Origin of the sequence: Sphingobacterium sp. FBM7-1, assembly GCF_020687765.1 — a bacterium.
Taxonomy (GTDB): Bacteria; Bacteroidota; Bacteroidia; order Sphingobacteriales; family Sphingobacteriaceae; genus Sphingobacterium.
The window spans coordinates 454900-473693 of the sequence record NZ_JAJEWJ010000002.1; the positions used below are offsets into that span (position 1 = coordinate 454900).

An 18794-nucleotide genomic window follows, 5' to 3' on the forward strand; every position below is an offset into this window, starting at 1 on the left:
ATCGACCCTTTTTTGTTTTAGTGTTAAGCTTATTTATTTAGAGGATATTGTTTAAATATGCCCTTTACAATTTCTGGCAGTTTATTAATAGTCTTTTCAGGTGATTTAACTTCCGATGACCCTCTTGCTTGCCACACCACACTATTGGTACGTCTATCTACAGCCTCTATAATGAGGTGAGCATAACGGTATTTCTCATGACCTACAGGGTAGCTATAACCACCGTAGCCCATTCCCCAGCCCCAGCCCATACCCCACGGGCCCCAGCCGCCCCATCCATACGATGGGCTGTATACCATTCGGCTTTTGTTATTCACAATGGTGATATAGCGAAAAAGAATATCCGGGTTTTCATTCCCATATTGCATACCCAGCGCCGCTAATTCTTGGTTGGCAGCATGCAGAATATTACTTTTAGCGATATCATTATTTAGATAGTTCTTAGATAACGAATCCACCGGCGGAAGCCAGCTATACGTCCGGTATTGACTAAAATCTTGTTGCTGCACCCGAGTGGTGTTATACTGCACCGATGCACACGAAGCGAGAATCGCGACAACACCCAATAGGAATATATATTTTACCGTCTTCATAATTTCTTTATTTTGTATGTATTAGACAAAGGAGGTTTGCAAAGGTTTAAAGGATTTTATGTTCTTTTTTTCCTCAAAAAAGAACCAAAAAAATCGTCGCTTTGGATATTTTACATTAGGGATGGTACTAAGAATGAGTGTCTACATATGTAAAACATCCACATGCGACATGAACGGTTAAAGAGGGGCAATACAATGGCATGATCCTCATCCTTAAGATCCAAAGCGTCGACATTTTATGAATATGTGCTTATTTTGGTGTTATTCATAAGTATTTATTATCAATGGTATCCATGAGCTTACCTCATTCGGTTTCTATATTCACTGCATATTAAGCCATAGGAACCGTAGTCTATTTAAATTCCGGCACGATGCTATTCGCGATCCTTTCCCCCATAGTAAATGCCCAGATAAGGTTTTAGCAATGCTGTTAATTCCGGCACGGATGCCCCTGCAATATCCCCCCCCTTAACATTCAAATGTCGCATATTCACTGCATATTAAGCCATAGGAACCGTAGTCTATTTAAATTCCGGCACGGATGCCCCTGCAATATCCCCCCCCTTAACATTCAAATGTCGCATAGGAAACTTTGCATCTGTACAAATTTGCTTTTGCACATACCCACTATGCAAAGATTTCCAAGCGACGAGGTTTTGGTTCTTTTCACGGGGAAAAGAACACCAAAGGCATTATCCGCCCACTACCAAAAGCTTTGGGGCTTACCCGCAGGGTAGGAGGTGCTTGGAAACGTTTGAATTCCGCTCGGTTTAATAAGTGTGCGATACGTTTTACAACGGCTTCCTCAAATCCCGCTTGGATCACTTCGGAAGCTGATTTTTCCAGTTCGATAAGTTGATACAGCACACTGTCTAAGATATCATAGGGTGGTAAAGAATCGGAATCTTTCTGATCCGGACGTAATTCGGCAGAAGGCGGTTTTACGATGGTATTCACCGGTATAATTTCGCGTTCCCGGTTAATATGGCCGGCCAAGGCATACGCTTGGGTTTTGTAAACATCGCCAATAACGCTGAGTGAACCCGCCATGTCACCGTATAGCGTTCCGTATCCTACCGCGGCTTCGCTCTTATTGGAAGTGTTTAACAGGATATGCCCAAATTTATTTGAAAGCGCCATGAGGATCGTTCCCCGCACACGGGCCTGTATATTTTCTTCCGTGAGATCGGGAGCGCGATCCTTAAAGGGTTCCGCTAACGTTTGTTCAAAAGCTGCCGCGACGTCCTTGATCGGGATAACTTGGTAAGAACAGCCCGTGTTATTCACTAAATCCATGGCGTCCTTGAGGGAATGGTCACTGGAATAGACAGATGGCATCAGGACGGCAAGTACATTTTCTGCACCGAGCGCTTCACAGGCTAATGCCGCTACAACGGCCGAATCTAATCCGCCCGATAGGCCGAGGACCGCTTTTTTGAAACCAGACTTTTGAAAATAATCCCGGATCCCTAACAGCAGCGCTTCGTGTATTAGCGCTATTTCCGAAGGCTTTTCTTCCGGCTGTGCCGCTGTGGCTGAAGCGGTATGGATATCCAATAGGGTATAATCTTCCTCAAAACGCTTCAGTTCGGATAAGATATTCCCGTTTCTGTCCAGGGCCAAAGAACGCCCGTCAAAGATAATATCGGCATGGGCGCCAACCTGGTTAACATACACCAGTGGACAGCCGGCTTTAATGACATTCCGTTTTAAGACATTGATGCGGTTTTCGAAGTGGGTATACGAAAAAGGGGATGCCGCAATATTGATAATGAGCGACGGGTTTTCCTTCCGCAACTCCGCCATGAAGTCGCCTACATAGGAGTTCGATACTTCATCATCCCACAAATCCTCGCAGACGGTTAGTGCGATTTTCTCGCCGCCGATTTCAATACAAGATGCAGAACGGTTAGGCTCAAAGTAACGGTATTCATCAAATACGTCGTAATCCGGTAATAAACTTTTCTTGCAGATGTGCTGAATTTTTCCGTCTGCCAGTACCACGGCTGCGTTGTAAAGTGGTTTTCCCTCCGGATCGGTGTTCGGCACCGGCGCGCCGATGATGCAATGAATACCTTGGCAGGCTTGAGCAATTTCCTGTAGGCTATCCCTGCACTGTTGAATAAATTGCGTATTTCGTAACAGATCCTTAGCCGGATACCCGCCTATAGCTAGTTCAGCGAAAACAATTAAATCAGCACCTGCTGTTTTGGCGCGTTGGATATGATGGATGATTTTTTTGTTGTTGGCGGCAAAATTCCCGATGTGGTAATTGAGTTGAGCAAGGGCTATTTTCATTATGCATGGATTTGTTGGAAGTAAAAATAATAAAACCCTTGGATACCTGAAATGTTTGGCGGACTTTGTTTATTTCACGGTCAAAACAAAAGCCCGCGATTGGAATCAACGGGCTTTTGTTTCGTATAGCGATTAAACTATTTTGTATCCTTTATATCGACAACTTCAATCTTGAAATGAAGTGGCGAATCCGCGGGAATAGTGATATTCCCATCTTTGTCTTTTCGGGTGCTACGGTCATAACAATAAGGTGATGGGGCGACGAATTCGATAATCGCGCCTTTCTGCAATCCCTTTTCGGTAAGCCCACCAATTTTATAGTCTTCTCCGTTTAGACGGATTTCTTTAGGATAAAAAGCGATATCCCAAGCCGGAATGACGCTGCCCAGTGGGAAAGAACGGGTATTATCTTCCGGATCATCGGGAGAGGTTTGATCAAAGGTATCTCCGTTTAACAATTTACCGGTATATTTTACTTCTACGGTAGGCCGCGAAAGAGACAAGCCACCAGTAGCGCCCGGAACCAACCAACGGGTATAAGATCCTACCGTGCCAGACGTGTGCACCTTGAACCAAATACCGGTGGAGTCGTCTAACACTGCGCCGGGTATATGTTCTTCGGCAAAAGCTTTGAGTACCGGTGCCTGTTCTTTTAATAAGGCTTCTATCCGGGCATTATTAATGGAATCTAGACGACGTTGTTCGTCTCGCCAATCTTGGTTGTCGTCGGATTTGCTACAAGATGTGACGCCAACCATTACCAGTGCAAAGAAAAAAAGAAGTTTTAATAGGTTATTCATTGTTTTGATTAAAAAAAGAGCGTGTCTACTGTCGGACACGCCCTCTGAATGTGTTATTTGTGATTGTTTTATTATTCGATTTCTAATACTTCAAATTCGTAGACTAAGGGAGAATTGGCTGGGATATCTCCTACTTTATTTGAGCCAAATGCCCAGATTGAAGGAGCTACTACACGTATTTTACTACCTTTTTTTAAACCTTTGGCAGTAAGACCTCCTACCGGATAATCTTCTCCATTACTTCGAATCGTTTTAGGGAAGAAGGAGGAAAACCAAACTTGATTGTATATGGTAGTGTTATTAGCCAATGTCGCAAAATCGAAATCGCCGGCATCTTCAGACTGAACTTCTGTTCCATTTAATAAAGACGCTGTATAAGTTAATTTTACCTTTGGCGCTTTATAGCCTTGTCCAGAAAATTCGTATGTATAAGCCTCATCATCCTCTTCTGTCGGAGTCTCTAAGACTTCAAACCAAAAACCTCTTTTAGGTGATTTTCCTATCAGTGTCAAAGGATATTCCGTATCATCTTCTTGCCACCCTTCCGAGGGGTTTGCGGCTAAATATGCCTCAATTTTGAGCTCGTCTGAAGCTAATGAAGCCGCGATGGCTTCTTCTTGCTGGCGTTGTGCAGCTTCTCTGTCTGCACTGTCATCTTTCATACAAGAAGTGAACGCGATGGCTGTTACTGCTAATACTAATAGTGGTTTAAATAGAGTTTTCATTTGATTATTTTTCTTTTTGTCTTTTCTAAAGGATAGAACGCAGGTCTATTCGTTAATGCTACAGCAAAAGTAAGAAAATTATACAAAGCGCATTCATTTGTGGCATTACCATTTTTTGTTAAATCAACAGCACTTTTTTGTGTGCAGCCTAGATGTTTTGTTGGGCAATAACCTTTCTATTTCCGGAATATAATGCGGTTTGTAAGCCATTTCTTACATCTGTTAAGCCAAAACAATGTTTTTGTGGGTAGCCCGAATGTTTTGTTCTGCAATAAGGTTTCTATTTCGGGCATATAACCTTGTTTGTATATCATTACGATTATTTGTTAAACCAAAAAGACCTTTTTGTGGGGAAAAACGAAGTTTTTTTAGTTGAAAAAGTAAATATGCCAAACTTTTAAAAACGGGGTTTCTGAGTTATAAACGCATAAAACCATAGCGTTTTTGTGAGTAGGGGGTCAAATTGCGCCAAAATTTTCCGAAAAAGTGAAAAATTTTGGCACGATTTGACCCCCTGTTTCCTATAGTGCCCTCTTATATTTGCCCCTGTTGATCGATATAGACATTATTTTTTTAATCGTTAAAAACATTCATCATGGCAAAAACAACATTAAAAACCGGCGCTCCGGGCAACAGCGAAGCAGCGTATGTAAAGTTCGTCGAGAACATCATGGTTAAATTAACGGATAACATCGCTTTATTCCCGGGTGTCGCATCTGATCGGGATGCTTTGGGATATGCGCTGACGGTATTCAAGCGTGCACAGGCGAATGCCGCATACCGGGACAAGCGCTTGGTTGTCATCAAAAATCAGGCGTATGCGGCATTGAAGGCTGCGGTATACCGTTTGTCATTGTATGTAGAACGGCGGGCAGACGGGGATGAGGCAATGATCTTAGCGGCAGGTTTTATACCTTCCAAAAGAGGCGCGCATGTATTGGAACCCGCTCCTAAACCGAAAACCTTTTTCGTAAAGGTCAATGCGCATGTTGGGGGTGTTGCCGAACTCAAAGTGAACAGCTGGAGGCGGGTGCTTGCTTATCAATTTGAATACCGAAAGAAAAACGGCGATAGCCATTGGAAGAAGGTAATGAGCTCGAAATCCAAAGTAACGATAACCGCGCTAGAGCGGATACAGGAGTACGAGTTTCGTGTCGCCTATATTGGCCGAAATCCGCAGATAACCTATAGTGATGTTGTCAGCTCATACGTATTTTAGTCGCTATTTTTTTTATAGGAACAAAACCGTTATCTTTAAACAGTAATCAGCAATTTGCCGTTGTCGATAGGCTTTTTATCGTGCTGCGGTGTTTTGGAAAGCCGTTCCCGATACGGTCAGGGGGCGTGCTTATCAACCATTATAAATTATAATAAAATGAAAACCGTAAGACACATCCTCCAGCAAAAGGGTGCGGCGGTGTACGCTGTAAACCAAAGTACCTCTGTTTTTGACGCATTACAGTTGATGATGGAAAAAAACATCAGTGCCTTATTGATTATGGAACAGGAAGCCTTAGTGGGAATCTTCACCGAACGGGATTATGCCCGGAAAATTATCCTGCATGGAAAATCATCCCGAGAAACGCCTGTTCAACTTGTCATGACCCCCGATCCGCGCACGATTACCAGCGATGAGAAGGTGGAATATTGCATGGAATTGATGACCAATAAGCATGTGCGGCATTTACCGGTCGTTGAAAATGGTAGAGTACTTGGAATGATTTCTATCGGAGACCTCGTGAAACATATCATCGAAGATCAAAAGCAAACCATTGACCAACTGCAGAACTATATTAGCAGTTAGGGTTGCAGGCCGGCGATAGCGTCTAGTAGTTTCTTCAATTGTGTTGCGGTTAACACACCGCCGTGCCGAAATAATACCTGATACTGCTGGTCTAATAATACCCAAGTCGGGAAAGCGAGTGTGCCGGGGCCGTTCAATGCTCGTGCAAGTTCGTGCGTTCCGGTATTTTTGCCCGTGGGCCGGAAGGAATATGGCTGGCCCTGAAACGAAATATCGGCTTTACTTTCTGCATCGAAGGTGATGAAATAGAATAGGTCTCCGCGTTCGGCGAAATCGGGGTTTTTCTGGAGTTGGTGTTGCTGCATTTGGCAGTATGTACACCAGGCCGTAGATAGCAGGATCAATATAGGTTTCGCCTGTTGCTCCATAAGGCTGTCTACCTCGGTGATCTTCACCGCCCGAGGCTGTGCATGACCATACCAAGGGGACAGCCCTATGAGAACAAGCCACACGATATAGCTTTTATTTAATCCTGTGATCTTCATGGAGTTTTATCTTCCTATGTTATACCGAACGCCTAGAAATCCTCGAATTCCTTGGTTAGGTCCGTAGACATAACTCGGGTCGAAGGGTAGGAGATTCGGATCATCAATTCTTTCAAATGGATCATGGGCACGGGAAATGATAAACGGAATCCCTTTAGTGGGCGTCCAGTTTAGTAAATTCTTGACCCCACCGAAAATCTCGAGTCCGTTAGCGAAGTGTTTCGTAGCCTGTATATTCTGGATGCTCCATGCTTTGGACTCGTCCGGTCTAGGATCGTTATCGCCTAATACCGGTAAACGCATCGGCCCTATCATATTGCCGGTATAATCAAAGCTCAGGCCTAGGCGGTGCCAGTTATAGCCGATCGACCAAGTTCCCATATACTTTTCCGTCAGCATCTGCCATTCGCGTTTTCCTTGTGCTTCACTATACACATCCATGATTGTTCCGCCGACCATCGCTTTGAGACCACTGGGATGTGCCCAATCTAGATTGAGGGAAATACCTTTTGACACCGCATGTCCATCTAAATTGGAGTAGATGATCTTATGGATGTCGGTATCATAGTCAGGAATAATCTTGTTGGTGAAATAGGTGTAAAAGGTACTCGCATCGATACCGAATATAGCACCGTTATCCGCGTAAAACTTCTTGACGTAATTGATATTAGCGTTCCACGAAGTTTCGGGTTTTAGGTCGCCTATAAACACGACATCTCGTGCACCGGTCAATGCTGCATGATCTTCGGTGAAGACGTTTGCTACCCGATATCCATTTCCGACACCGATCCGTAAGACATGGGTTTTGTCTTTCGAATTCCATTTGTAATTTAAGCGGGGTGATAAGATACTGCCGTGGATGGAGTTGTAATCGTACCGTGCCCCAAGCAATAGTTTATGTTGCGGATGTAAGGTGATTTCATCTTGCACGAACAGACCCGGTAAATGTGTATGGGATACGTTGGCTGTTGCGGGTGTATTATCATCGTAATAGGTGTACCGATAAGCGAGTCCCGTTAACAAATCGTGATTTTTAATTTGTTTGTGCCAGGTCAATTGGCCAAATAGAATTTTCTGGTCTGCCGTGTATTTGGTGTCGCCATAGACACTGTTTTGATCGTGGCCGTTGGCACTGAAGGAGAACGAAAGGTCCTCGCTTCCCGGTAAATCGTACACACCCATGAGTTCCCAGCGTTTGGTGTAGATACTTTCGCCATATACTTCGTCTCCACCACGGTATTGGCGGTTCCAGTCCATTTCTCCGCCCCAGCGATCTTCATAGATATACCGTCCGGCCAACGAAGCTGTTTTGTTATCCTTACGTGCGAAATTCCATTTATTAAAGATGGATATGCGGTCCTGCAGCGTTACGTCGGTAAAGTTATCGCCGTTTTTATCTAAGGGGTTCGCGTAATTGAAGTAATTTACGCCAAGTAATGATTGGGCAGATCCCACCTTAAATTTTCCGCCGAGATCCAAGCTGTATTCCTGCCAGGTTGTCCCGAAGGTTTCGAGGCTAAATAGGGGAGCGTTTTCAGGCGTTTTGGTGATGATGTTTATCAGCCCACCTACGGCCTCGCTACCGTATAAGGTAGAAGCCGGGCCTTTGACGATTTCTACCCGTTCAATCAATGCTTGCGGAATGCCGTTTAATCCGTATACGGTGGATAGGCCCGAAACAATAGGCATGCCGTCGATCAATACCATGGTGTAGGGGCCTTCCAGGCCATTGATATGGATGTCGCCGGTGTTACAAACGCTACAGTTGACTTGAGGCCGTACCCCGTTTACATGCTGGAGCGATTCGAAAATGGTGGGGGTGGGGTTCGCTCGGAAAAACTTGGCTGAGTATACCTCAACGGGAATGGGACTATCTAGTTTCGAGACTTCCCGCAGGGTTCCCGATACCACGACCTCATCCAGGTTGCGGTTATCTTTCTGGAGGGTGATCGCTAGCGGGGAAAGGGTAGCGGCGGTATGGATGTCCTGTTTGTGCGGTAGGTAGCCTACTGCGCGCACCACTAGAGTGGCTTTGCCGGCAGGAATGCCTTCCAGCTCGAAGTGTCCGTTTTCGTCGGTTGTGGTGCCTGTCGTGAATCCTTCTAGTAGTACACTAGCCGCGAAAATAGGTTGATTGTCAGCATCGGTGATTTGTCCGTGTATTTTTGTTTGGGCAAAAAGTGCCAGTGGGAATATATAGAATAAGGCTATTAGGGAAAGCCTGTAATTGTATCTTTTTGTCATGCAATAATTCATATGAAGCTCAAAGCCTTAACCCCATCATGATTCAGCGTTTTTGTCATGTAACGACATTACGGTTGGATGGATGCTACACGAATGAGCAATCAAGGTATGCTGGCGTGAAAACATCACAACTTCCTGCAGACCTTATTACGTAATAATAAATGTGTTCTGTTAAGTTTCCGACAGTGAAGCGGAACGTGGAGATTAGGATGAAAAAGAAGCGGGAGGTCCCCGTAAATCGTAAGGGAAGAATAAGCGGGTCAGCTTATTCTCGGTGGCTTCTGCATAGTGTATGCAAAGGGGAATAGGCGCAACGGAGAATTCGAAAGCCTGGAAATCACTAGCCACGAACACACCTGCAAATACAACATTCAGAAACTGAATTTCATCGTCCGAATGGTGATGTTGGGGTTCGCCTTTCTGCGTAAAGTCATATGGGTGAATGTGGGTAACGATTTCGCCCGTCGAGGTGACTTCCTTGTGCATAAATACCACACCACTGGTGATGATAGCCACCATCCAAACGCTCAGTAACCAAGCGGTGAGATTGCGGTATGTGGAACTTAGTATATGCATCAAGTAATAGGGTGCAGGGCACCGTAAAATTACGAAAAGATAAGTGAACTAGAGTGTTAATTTATTGTTATGATCGGGGAAAAGTAGACTGGGCTTGTGTATTCTAGCTTCTTCGGGCGTCATACTAGCGTAGGAGATGATGATGATAATATCGCCCACTTGTACTAACCGAGCGGCCGCGCCATTCAGACAAATTGTACCCGTTCCGCGTTCGCCGGGAATAACATACGTCTCTAACCGAGCCCCGTTGTTGTTGTTTACAATCTGCACTTTTTCGTTTGCAACAATATTTGCTGCATCCATCAAATCTTCATCAATCGTGATACTCCCGACGTAGTTCAGTTCCGCTTGTGTTACCCGGACCCGATGAATCTTTGATTTCATTACTTCAATCAACATACTGCAAAATTACCTAAAATCTTTCTTTAATTTCTTTTTCCTTGACGAAAAAGAAACAAAAAGTCAAGACTTACATTGTTTCGCTACCTTTACTAGCCTATTCCTAAATCTTTTTTAAGTCTCTTTTTCTTGATAAAAAGAGAGAAAAATCAAGGCTGTATATTGTTTTGCTATTTTTCTTCGTCTATTCCTAAACAGCATATAACTCGCTACGCTCAAACATTATGCTGTTTTAACGGAATATCCTGCTGAAAAATGACAGCAAAACAATATAAGGCCGCTCTAGCCCGCGTTCCGCGTGCGTGGGTGTCTACATTCGTGTTATTCTTATTATTTAATATAGTAGATACTTTCGAAACCGAAAGAACCCTATTCTATCATCATTATAAAGAGTAACTAACACGCTATACAGTTGCACTCTCCCTTATTAACACTAAATGTCGCATCCGGATGTTTGAAGTATGTAGAAATTCATCCTTTGTACTATCCATTATTTCAAACATCCGAAGCGACGATTTTTTGCATTCTTTTTTCTAAAAAAAGAATAAACCTAATCCAGTATCATATTATCAATCAACCGTACCCCTTCTACCCAGGCGACCAGTAGAGCGACATGTTTTTTCGAGGAATCGATGTGATCAACTTCTTGTAACGAGCGGGTCTCGCAAATCGCTAGGTATTCCAGCTCGATTTCGCCTTCTTGTTCCAGGATAGCTAATGCTTCTTCGCGGAGTGTATGCAAATCTTCTGTTTTGAAATGCTGCTGTATATGGTCTAAAACCCGATATAATGCCAACGATTTTTGTTTTCCGGCTTCCGAAAGGCGCATATTGCGTGAACTCAACGCGAGTCCCTCCGCGCTGCGGACGGTCGGGGCGATATGTAGGCTAACAGACAGATTTTTTAAATCAATGAGGCGCTGAATTACCATCACCTGTTGAAAATCCTTTTGTCCAAAGCAGGCCACGTCCGGTTCCACCAACTGGAATAATTTGTATACGATCTGCGTAACGCCTTGAAAATGGCCCGGTCTTTTTTCGCCTTCCCATACTTGTTCCAGCTTTCCCAAATCCAAGTGCCAAGGTTGGTCGGTGGAGGGATACATTTCGTCTACCGTGGGGAGAAAAACGATATCACAACCTACTTCCTGCAATAAACGTAAGTCGTTTTCTTCGGGGCGGGGATATTTTTCGAGATCCTGGGGATCATTAAATTGGGTCGGGTTTACAAAAATGCTGCAAACGACGACATCCGCAATTTTTTGAGCTTCTTTAATAAGCGAAAGATGCCCCTCGTGAAGGGCCCCCATCGTGGGCACAAGTGCGATACGCAACTTGGCTTTACGTGCCCCGTCGAGATACGATTGAAGGGCTTGTTTTGTTTTAGAGATGTTCACGATAAAACATTGAAATAAGGGCGCAAATTTGCAGAATTAAATCCGTAATATAAAGGTGTGAAACTTAATGAATTGTAAAATTCATAAAATAATCGTATCTTTGTAGACCGATTTTACTGTTCGATAAATAAAAATAAAGAATTGGAGATGGCAAAAACGAAAATATTGTTTGTAACCCATGAAATGTCGCCTTTCCTTGAAATAAGTAAAATTTCTGAAATAACACGCCAGTTACCACAAGCTATGCAGGAGAAAGGATTTGAAATTCGGATCCTAATGCCACGTTTTGGTAATATCAATGAGCGCAGAAATCGTCTTCATGAAGTGATAAGGTTGTCGGGAATGAACATTGTGGTGGATAATAATGACAATCCATTGATTATTAAGGTTGCTTCATTGCCTGCAGCTCGCATGCAGGTCTATTTTTTAGATAATGAAGAGTATTTTCAACGGAAAAAGGTTTTTCGTGATGAAAAAGGGGTGTTTTTTGCAGACAATAACGAGCGGTCGTTGTTTTTCTGTAAAGGCGTCTTAGAAACCGTTAAAAAGTTAGGATGGTCACCGGATGTGGTACATTGCCATGGCTGGTTTTCGGCAATGGTGCCAGCTTATTTGAAAACGGCCTATAAAGATGACCCAACATTTAAGGATGCTAAAGTAATGTATTCATTGTATGCAGACGAAGATTTCGATGCGGTGGGTGCAAAATATGCGACGATGGCTGCGCAGGTGGATATGGCGGAGGAAGATGCAGCTCGGTATGGTGATGGTTCATATGTAGACTTGTATAAAGGAGCGTTATCTTATTCGGATATTGCGGTGCTAGCGGATGAGGATATTCATCCCGACCTTAAAGTTTACATAGCAGAGAGCGGAATCCGTACGTTCACACCAGAAGGTGCTGATGATTATGAGGGTTTTGCAGAAGTGTTTGAAGAGTTTTCAACGGTAGATATCGAAGAGACCGCATAGACTTATGCGACGTCATAGAAGAAAGGCACGACATTCGTCGTGCCTTTTTTTGTTTGCTATCAAGTTTTTTTCTATTTTAGGCAAGCTAACTGCTGCAGGGATGTATGTAGGAAATCAACTATTATAAACAACATAGCATGGAGAATTTTTCGAGAAGATCATTTTTACAGGCCGTCGGTTTACTCGCCGCAGGATCGGTGGTGTCGTTGCCGGCGAATGCTTTCGGTTTGCGTCGTAAGTTAAGGGTTACCTTGGTGGGCACCGGGATCCGCGGGATATCCTTTTGGGGACGCCGTTTGGTAGAGCAATATCCTGATCAGTTAGAGTTTGTCGGTTTGAGCGACATTAACCCGGGGAGGTTGCAATACGGAAAGGAATTTATGCAGGTAGATTGCCCTACTTTTGTAAATTATAAAGAGATGTTGCAGAAAGTGAAGCCAGACTTGGTCATCGTCTGTACGACAGATGCCGCTCACCACGAGCAGATCATTGATGGATTGGCTGCTGGCTGCGATGTGTTGACGGAAAAGCCGTTAACGATTGACGAAATTAAGGCGCAGGCTATTCTGGATGCGGAACGTAAATCCAATAAAAAGCTGATCGTCGGATTTAATTACCGCTGGAGCCCTTACATGACCAAGATCAAGGAATTGATCATGAATGGGGAGATCGGTGAAGTGACGTCGGTGGACTTCAATTGGTACCTCAATACGCACCATGGTGCTTCTTATTTCCGTCGTTGGCATGGGCTTATGAATAAAGGGGGATCATTGTGGATACACAAAGCTACGCACCATTTTGATTTACTCAATTGGTGGCTGGACTCTGAGCCGGAGGAAGTTTTTGCGTATGGCGACCTGGAACATTATGGTAAAAATGGTCCGTTTAGGGGAGAAAGCTGTCGGAGTTGTTCGCACAAAAAAGAATGTGCCTATTACTGGGACATCACGAAGGATAAGCATGCGATGAACCTGTATGTGGCAAACGAAGAACACGATGGTTATATTCGTGACGGCTGTGTGTATCGGAATGAAATTGATATTTACGACAAGATGTCAGCGCAGATAAAATATGCGAATGGCGCGATCGCCAATTACTCATTGACGACCTATTCTCCTTTTGAAGGATGGCGAATCGCGTTCAATGGGCAGAAAGGGCGTATAGAGGCCTGGTTGGATATTCCTTGGATGAAAAATGATACCTTGGACCAGGAAAGTTTGCATGCTGCGGAAATGGACCAGGTGGAAAATGTGGATATCGTACATGAACCGGTTGTGCTCTATAAAAACTGGAATGATTACCAGATTATCCAAGTGGCGAGTGAGCGTGCAGGGCATGGTGGGGGAGACCGTCGTTTGCACGATAAGCTCTTTAAGGGAACAGAGACGCCCGATCCATATGGGCACGCTGCAGGGCTCCGCGACGGGGTAATGTCTATCCTAATCGGTGTTGCTGCTCGTCACAGTATCGAGCAGGGAAGCCCGATTAAGGTAGCGTCGCTGACGGATTTAAAGCCAAAGGCTAAACGTGAGTAGTCGTTACAAGTAGATATAAAATAGAGAAGGTGCCCGTTTTTCGGACACCTTCTCTATTTGTTACTTTATTTCTTTATAATTTAAACCCATATTCTGGAACATAAATGCCCATTTATCGGTTTGTTCGGCGATAACCATGGCGGTCGATTTTCCAGCACCATGGCCCGCTTTTGTATCGATACGGATTAACACCGGATTATCTCCTTGGTGATACTCTTGCAGGCGCGCTGCAAATTTAAAGGAGTGTGCGGGCACAACGCGGTCATCATGATCGGCTGTGGTCACCATAGTCGCCGGATAAGCTGTTCCGGGTTTCAAAGCATGGTAAGGCGAATATGCGTGCAGATAGTCAAACATCTCTTTGTTATCCGCTGCCGTTCCGTAATCAAATGCCCAACCTGCACCAGCGGTAAATTGGTGATAACGCAGCATATCCAAAACCCCTACTGCCGGAAATGCCACTTTGAAAAGTGTTGGGCGTTGGGTCATACTAGCGCCTACTAATAGTCCGCCGTTGGAGCCACCCGCGATCGCTAGTTTTTCAGGAGAAGTGTATTGCTGCTCCACGAGGTACTCGGCTGCTGCAATAAAATCATCAAACACATTTTGCTTATTCATTTTTGTGCCGGCTAGGTGCCAACGCTCCCCGTATTCTCCTCCTCCACGAAGGTTTGCTACGGCATATATGCCTCCCTGCTCCAGAAGAATGATATTACTGGTGGAAAACGAAGGGGTTAAGCTTATATTAAACCCGCCGTAGCCATACAATAAGGTGGGGTTTGTTCCGTCTAGTTGGATGCCTTTTTTATACGTAATGATCATCGGGATCTTCGTTCCATCTTTAGAGGTGTAGAACACCTGTTTAGATTCGTAAGAAGAGGGATCAAAATTAATAGCCGATTCCTTATAGATCTCGGATTTACCTGAGGTGATATCATACCGATAGATTGTAACCGGGTTTACATAATTCGTGAAAGAATAGTATAGGTCTTTATCGGCTAACTTGGCATCAAACCCGCCTGCTGAGCCTACACCTGGTAACTCAATTTCCCTTTCCAACTTCCCGTTACGGTCGTATTGTTTTACTAGTGATGCGGCGTCTTTCAAATAGTTTGCAAAAATTTTACCGCCACCCACGGTAGGTGAGAGTGCTTCTTCGGTTTCTGCAATTAATGTTTGCCAGTTTTCTGGTTGGGGAGTAGCAGCATCCACCGTCACCACCCGGCCATTCGGCGCATCAAGCTCCGTGTAAAGAAACAATTTCGAACCATCGTTATCAATAAGTTCGTGGTTTTTATCCATATTATCTACTACCTTTACAAACTTCGCCTGAGAAAGAGATAGGTCTTTAATGTACAGCTCGTTGCCAGAAGTGGCATTCGCCGCTGTGACGACTAAAAACCGTTCGTCTTCTGTTAGTCCAGCGCCAATGTAACGACGTGGTAAGCTAGGTCCGCCAAATACAAGTTCATCAGCGGTTTGCGGTGTGTTCAACCGGTGAAAATAAAGCTTATGCTGATCTGTCATAGCAGACAATGCGGAACCTGCTTTGGGTTTGTCATAACTGCTGTAGTAGAAACCTTCGTTTCCTTGCCAGGCTAAACCGGAGAACTTAACATCCACCAAGGTGTCCCCGACGATCGACTTATCCGCCGTATTAAGTACCACCACTTTTCTCCAATCGGAGCCACCTTCGGAAATCTGATAAGCGACCAACGAGCCGTCTTTCGAGAAGGATATGCCTGCCAGAGAACTTGTGCCATCCTCCGAAAACTTGTTCGGATCCAGGAAGACCTCTTCTTTTCCATCTTCACCTTTCTTACGCCAGAGTACGTACTGATTTTGAAGTCCATCATTTTTGTAGAAATAGATATAATCTCCTTCTCTGATCGGAGCGCCTTCTTTTTCATAGTTCCATAAACTTTCCAAGCGCTTGTGGATAGCGTCGCGGAATGGAATTTGCGCTAAATAGTCTTGCGTTACTTCGTTTTGAGCAGTCACCCATTGTTTCGTTTCTGCGGATAAATCATCCTCTAACCAACGATAAGGATCTTCTACCGTTGTCCCGAAGTAATCATCTTTCTGATCAATTTTTTCCGTTTTTGGATAGGGCTTTAACACGATGTCATCTTTTGATTGTATACTATTGTCTTGGTTACAGGCTGTTACTCCTAATGCCAATAAAATAATACCTAAATTTTTGTTCATAATCCTTTTTTTAAACCAAGCGCAAGTTAGGATTTTTTGATTAGTTTTGACCCAATGTCAGTAAGAGATAAAATATACTTTGCTTCAGATTTTCATTTGGGTGTCACGTCCAAAACGACTTCTATGGAACGGGAACGGAAGCTAGTCTCTTGGTTAGATCATATTCAGGCCGACGCCAAAGCTCTTTTTTTGGTGGGTGATATTTTCGATTTTTGGTTTGAATATAATACGGTTGTTCCGAAGGGCTTTATCCGCTTTTTAGGTAAATTGGCAACGCTTTCTGATCTCGGGGTGGAGATCACTTTCTTCAAAGGCAATCACGATATGTGGATGTTTGGCTACTTAAAAGAACAGTTAAATGCGCGCATCGTCGACAATGAACTCACGCTCCAACTCGATGGCAAACGGTTTTATATACATCATGGCGATGGGCTTGGTCCCGGCGACCGGAAGTACAAATTTTTGAAAGCTTTCTTCCGGAGTAAGGTTTGTCAGTGGCTTTTTGCCAGGCTACATCCCAATCTCGGTATAGGTATTGCACAAAGATGGTCTCGTCACAGCCGAGCTGCTAGTTTGGGGGAAGAGCGCTTTTTAGGAGAAGAGCGGGAATGGCTTATTCAATACGCCAAAGAGGTTCTTCAAGAGGAGTATTTCGATTATTTCATCTTCGGACATCGCCACCTCCCTTATGCGGTTCAGCTTTCTGAAAAAAGCCATATCGTAAACCTCGGGGAATGGATGCATTCTTGCACTTACGCCGTATGGGACGGCAAACAATTAGCTTTAAAGCAATGGATGCCCTAACTATTATTAGTATAAGAAAAAGCTATGAATTGGATTATTTTAATTATTGGAGGGCTGTTTGAGGTTGCGTTCACCTTCTGTATCGGAAAAGCTAAAGAAAGCGCTGGGACAGAAATGTATCTTTGGTATCTTGGTTTCCTGGTCAGCGTAACGATTAGTATGGGGTTGCTCATCAAAGCGAGCCAAGGTCTTCCGTTAGGTACTGCTTATGCGGTGTGGTCTGGAATCGGGGCGGTTGGTACGGTGTTGTTGGGTGTCTTATTCTTTAAGGAACCGACGGATTTTTGGCGGATGTTTTTTATTTTCACTTTGATCGCTTCTATTATTGGACTCAAGGTGGTTTCTACACACTGATAAAAAAAAATTACGTACTTTTGTGCCTTATAAAAACGAGAATTACCTTCCCGTTACTTAAGAGCAATATGCACTATGTTAGAAAAATTACAAGCTATAAAAGAACGTTGGGAAGAAGTAGAAGCTGAATTAAGCAATCCTGACACCATGAAGGATATGAAGCGTTTTGCTAAGTTAAATAAGGAATACAAGGACTTGGGCAAAATCGTGGATCAATATCATATCTATAAGAATATCGTGAGTAATATCGATACCAACAAAGATATACTAGCGCACGAAAAGGATCAGGAACTGCGAGAAATGGCGAAAGAAGAGCTCGACCTTTTGCTGGAAGAAAAAGAAACCAAAGGGGAAGAGATCCGGCTGATGCTTATTCCTAAAGACCCTGAGGACGGAAAGAATGCGATTATTGAAATACGAGGTGGTACCGGCGGTGACGAAGCGGCCTTGTTCGCAGGGGATCTTTATAGAATGTATACGCGATTTTTCGAGACGAAAGGTTGGCGAACGGAAGTGATGGACGTAACGGAGGGAACTTCTGGAGGATATAAAGAGGTTATTTTAAAGGTTATTGGCGACGATGCCTACGGGCAATTGAAATATGAATCGGGTGTGCATCGTGTACAACGTGTACCCGATACAGAAACCCAGGGCCGGGTTCATACATCTGCCGCGTCGGTGGCTGTTTTGCCAGAGGCCGAAGATGTTGACGTGGAGTTGAATCCAGGCGATATCGAAATGCAAACCTCTCGTTCTGGCGGTGCAGGCGGGCAGAACGTCAATAAAGTAGAAACGAAAGTACAATTAACACATAAGCCGTCCGGAATTGTAGTTGTCTGTCAAGTGGAGCGTTCCCAATTAGCCAATCGGGAACTGGCGATGGAAATGCTTCGTAATAAGTTATATGAACTAGAAGTGCAGAAAAAGCATGGGGATGTAGCGGCAAAACGTAAGACTATGGTGTCTACGGGTGACCGTTCAGCTAAAGTACGTACTTATAATTATCCGCAAGGGCGTGTTACCGAACACCGCATTGGTTTGACACTTTATAACCTGCCGGGAGTGATGGATGGTGATATTCAAGGTATTATAGATGCCCTTCAATTTGCAGAGAATGCGGAGAAAATGAAGGAAGGTGGAGCGGGTTAAATATTTTCAAAAAAATTTCTACTTTCTATAAAATACACCTATATTTGCACACCTTCAAACGGGAAGGAAACAAGGTCTGGTAGTTCAGCTGGTTAGAATACATGCCTGTCACGCATGGGGTCGCGGGTTCGAGTCCCGTCCAGACCGCTAAAATAAAGGAAGCTTTGCTTCAACAACGTTCTTAAACATATCCTGTAAAAAGGAAAATTTGGTCTGGTAGTTCAGCTGGTTAGAATACATGCCTGTCACGCATGGGGTCGCGGGTTCGAGTCCCGTCCAGACCGCTCAAAGAGCCTGCTTAGAGTTGCTCTTAGAAAAATAACCCCGTCATTTTTTTAATGGCGGGGTTATTTTTTGCCTTATCTTTTAACTGTCTAGGTTTATTTCCTGAACGTATTTTTAATAAAATTTGGAGTAAATATTTCGAAGTATTTTACTTCGCTGTATAAAAA

17 protein-coding genes and 2 tRNA genes are annotated in these 18794 nt (G+C 44.0%); 9 read left to right on the top strand and 10 right to left on the bottom strand.

The window, feature by feature from the left end:
• Nucleotides 1-29 precede the first annotated feature (29 nt).
• The 4 genes from LKO28_RS06205 to LKO28_RS06220 all read right to left on the bottom strand — a co-directional run bounded on the left by LKO28_RS06205 (nt 30) and on the right by LKO28_RS06220 (nt 4416).
• The gene (locus LKO28_RS06205; RefSeq protein WP_227693844.1) at nt 30-593 is read right to left on the bottom strand and encodes a DUF4136 domain-containing protein; all 564 of its coding nucleotides are present in this window, start codon (nt 591-593) and stop codon (nt 30-32) included.
• A 666-nt stretch (nt 594-1259) separates the two neighbouring features.
• Nucleotides 1260-2891 (bottom strand): NAD+ synthase, encoded by a 1632-nt coding sequence (locus LKO28_RS06210; protein WP_227693845.1) that lies wholly within the window; start codon nt 2889-2891, stop codon nt 1260-1262.
• Nucleotides 2892-3028: 137 nt separating this feature from the next.
• Nucleotides 3029-3691 (bottom strand): FKBP-type peptidyl-prolyl cis-trans isomerase, encoded by a 663-nt coding sequence (locus LKO28_RS06215; protein ID WP_227693846.1) that lies wholly within the window; start codon nt 3689-3691, stop codon nt 3029-3031.
• A 71-nt stretch (nt 3692-3762) separates the two neighbouring features.
• A complete protein-coding gene (locus tag LKO28_RS06220; RefSeq protein ID WP_227693847.1) occupies nt 3763-4416 on the bottom strand; it encodes an FKBP-type peptidyl-prolyl cis-trans isomerase in 654 nt (217 codons plus the stop codon).
• Between the two features lie 595 nt (nt 4417-5011).
• On the opposite strand from LKO28_RS06220, the gene LKO28_RS06225 reads away from it, so the two are divergent.
• Both LKO28_RS06225 and LKO28_RS06230 read left to right on the top strand, forming a co-directional pair.
• Entirely contained in the window at nt 5012-5635 is a 624-nt protein-coding gene (locus LKO28_RS06225) for a hypothetical protein (protein WP_227693848.1), read from the top strand.
• Nucleotides 5636-5791: 156 nt separating this feature from the next.
• Entirely contained in the window at nt 5792-6220 is a 429-nt protein-coding gene (locus LKO28_RS06230; RefSeq protein ID WP_227693849.1) for a CBS domain-containing protein, read from the top strand.
• Here LKO28_RS06230 and LKO28_RS06235 read toward each other — a convergent pair.
• The 5 genes from LKO28_RS06235 to panC form a co-directional block, all read right to left on the bottom strand.
• Nucleotides 6217-6705, bottom strand: coding sequence for a thioredoxin family protein (locus LKO28_RS06235; RefSeq protein WP_227693850.1), 489 nt, complete (start codon nt 6703-6705; stop codon nt 6217-6219). The genes LKO28_RS06230 and LKO28_RS06235 overlap by 4 nt on opposite strands.
• Before the next feature lie 6 nt (nt 6706-6711).
• Entirely contained in the window at nt 6712-8949 is a 2238-nt protein-coding gene (locus LKO28_RS06240) for a TonB-dependent receptor (RefSeq protein ID WP_227693851.1), read from the bottom strand.
• Nucleotides 8950-9153: 204 nt separating this feature from the next.
• The gene (locus LKO28_RS06245) at nt 9154-9525 is read right to left on the bottom strand and encodes a hypothetical protein (RefSeq protein WP_227693852.1); all 372 of its coding nucleotides are present in this window, start codon (nt 9523-9525) and stop codon (nt 9154-9156) included.
• Nucleotides 9526-9573: 48 nt separating this feature from the next.
• The gene (panD, locus tag LKO28_RS06250; RefSeq protein ID WP_227693853.1) at nt 9574-9924 is read right to left on the bottom strand and encodes an aspartate 1-decarboxylase; all 351 of its coding nucleotides are present in this window, start codon (nt 9922-9924) and stop codon (nt 9574-9576) included.
• A gap of 550 nt (nt 9925-10474) precedes the next feature.
• Entirely contained in the window at nt 10475-11320 is an 846-nt protein-coding gene (gene panC / locus LKO28_RS06255) for a pantoate--beta-alanine ligase (RefSeq protein WP_227693854.1), read from the bottom strand.
• 147 nt (nt 11321-11467) lie between these two features.
• On the opposite strand from panC, the gene LKO28_RS06260 reads away from it, so the two are divergent.
• Together LKO28_RS06260 and LKO28_RS06265 are read left to right on the top strand one after the other, a co-directional pair.
• Entirely contained in the window at nt 11468-12292 is an 825-nt protein-coding gene (locus tag LKO28_RS06260; protein WP_227693855.1) for a glycogen/starch synthase, read from the top strand.
• 137 nt (nt 12293-12429) lie between these two features.
• Entirely contained in the window at nt 12430-13827 is a 1398-nt protein-coding gene (locus LKO28_RS06265) for a Gfo/Idh/MocA family oxidoreductase (protein ID WP_227693856.1), read from the top strand.
• 60 nt (nt 13828-13887) lie between these two features.
• On the opposite strand, the gene LKO28_RS06270 is transcribed toward LKO28_RS06265, so the two are convergent.
• Complete coding sequence (locus LKO28_RS06270; RefSeq protein ID WP_227693857.1) at nt 13888-16035, bottom strand: prolyl oligopeptidase family serine peptidase; 2148 nt, start codon at nt 16033-16035, stop codon at nt 13888-13890.
• A gap of 54 nt (nt 16036-16089) precedes the next feature.
• Here LKO28_RS06270 and LKO28_RS06275 point away from each other — a divergent pair, with 54 nt between their 5' ends.
• The 5 genes from LKO28_RS06275 (at nt 16090) to LKO28_RS06295 (ending at nt 18626) form a co-directional block, all read left to right on the top strand.
• Nucleotides 16090-16839, top strand: coding sequence for a UDP-2,3-diacylglucosamine diphosphatase (locus LKO28_RS06275; protein WP_227693858.1), 750 nt, complete (start codon nt 16090-16092; stop codon nt 16837-16839).
• Nucleotides 16840-16863: 24 nt separating this feature from the next.
• Complete coding sequence (locus LKO28_RS06280; RefSeq protein WP_227693859.1) at nt 16864-17193, top strand: DMT family transporter; 330 nt, start codon at nt 16864-16866, stop codon at nt 17191-17193.
• Between the two features lie 75 nt (nt 17194-17268).
• Nucleotides 17269-18342, top strand: coding sequence for a peptide chain release factor 1 (gene prfA / locus LKO28_RS06285; RefSeq protein WP_227693860.1), 1074 nt, complete (start codon nt 17269-17271; stop codon nt 18340-18342).
• Nucleotides 18343-18415: 73 nt separating this feature from the next.
• A tRNA-Asp gene (locus LKO28_RS06290) sits at nt 18416-18489 on the top strand.
• A gap of 63 nt (nt 18490-18552) precedes the next feature.
• Nucleotides 18553-18626, top strand: a tRNA-Asp gene (locus tag LKO28_RS06295).
• The last annotated feature ends 168 nt before the right edge of the window (nt 18627-18794 follow it).

Coding starts and splice junctions, on each gene's coding strand:
- LKO28_RS06270 (WP_227693857.1), bottom strand. CDS start 16,035: ATGAACAAAAATTTAGGTATTATTTTATTGGCATTAGGAGTAACAGCC.
- LKO28_RS06210 (WP_227693845.1), bottom strand. CDS start 2,891: ATGAAAATAGCCCTTGCTCAACTCAATTACCACATCGGGAATTTTGCC.
- panD (WP_227693853.1), bottom strand. CDS start 9,924: ATGTTGATTGAAGTAATGAAATCAAAGATTCATCGGGTCCGGGTAACA.
- LKO28_RS06245 (WP_227693852.1), bottom strand. CDS start 9,525: ATGCATATACTAAGTTCCACATACCGCAATCTCACCGCTTGGTTACTG.
- LKO28_RS06280 (WP_227693859.1), top strand. CDS start 16,864: ATGAATTGGATTATTTTAATTATTGGAGGGCTGTTTGAGGTTGCGTTC.
- LKO28_RS06235 (WP_227693850.1), bottom strand. CDS start 6,705: ATGAAGATCACAGGATTAAATAAAAGCTATATCGTGTGGCTTGTTCTC.
- LKO28_RS06275 (WP_227693858.1), top strand. CDS start 16,090: ATGTCAGTAAGAGATAAAATATACTTTGCTTCAGATTTTCATTTGGGT.
- LKO28_RS06260 (WP_227693855.1), top strand. CDS start 11,468: ATGGCAAAAACGAAAATATTGTTTGTAACCCATGAAATGTCGCCTTTC.
- LKO28_RS06220 (WP_227693847.1), bottom strand. CDS start 4,416: ATGAAAACTCTATTTAAACCACTATTAGTATTAGCAGTAACAGCCATC.
- LKO28_RS06240 (WP_227693851.1), bottom strand. CDS start 8,949: ATGACAAAAAGATACAATTACAGGCTTTCCCTAATAGCCTTATTCTAT.
- prfA (WP_227693860.1), top strand. CDS start 17,269: ATGTTAGAAAAATTACAAGCTATAAAAGAACGTTGGGAAGAAGTAGAA.
- LKO28_RS06215 (WP_227693846.1), bottom strand. CDS start 3,691: ATGAATAACCTATTAAAACTTCTTTTTTTCTTTGCACTGGTAATGGTT.
- LKO28_RS06225 (WP_227693848.1), top strand. CDS start 5,012: ATGGCAAAAACAACATTAAAAACCGGCGCTCCGGGCAACAGCGAAGCA.
- LKO28_RS06230 (WP_227693849.1), top strand. CDS start 5,792: ATGAAAACCGTAAGACACATCCTCCAGCAAAAGGGTGCGGCGGTGTAC.
- LKO28_RS06205 (WP_227693844.1), bottom strand. CDS start 593: ATGAAGACGGTAAAATATATATTCCTATTGGGTGTTGTCGCGATTCTC.
- LKO28_RS06265 (WP_227693856.1), top strand. CDS start 12,430: ATGGAGAATTTTTCGAGAAGATCATTTTTACAGGCCGTCGGTTTACTC.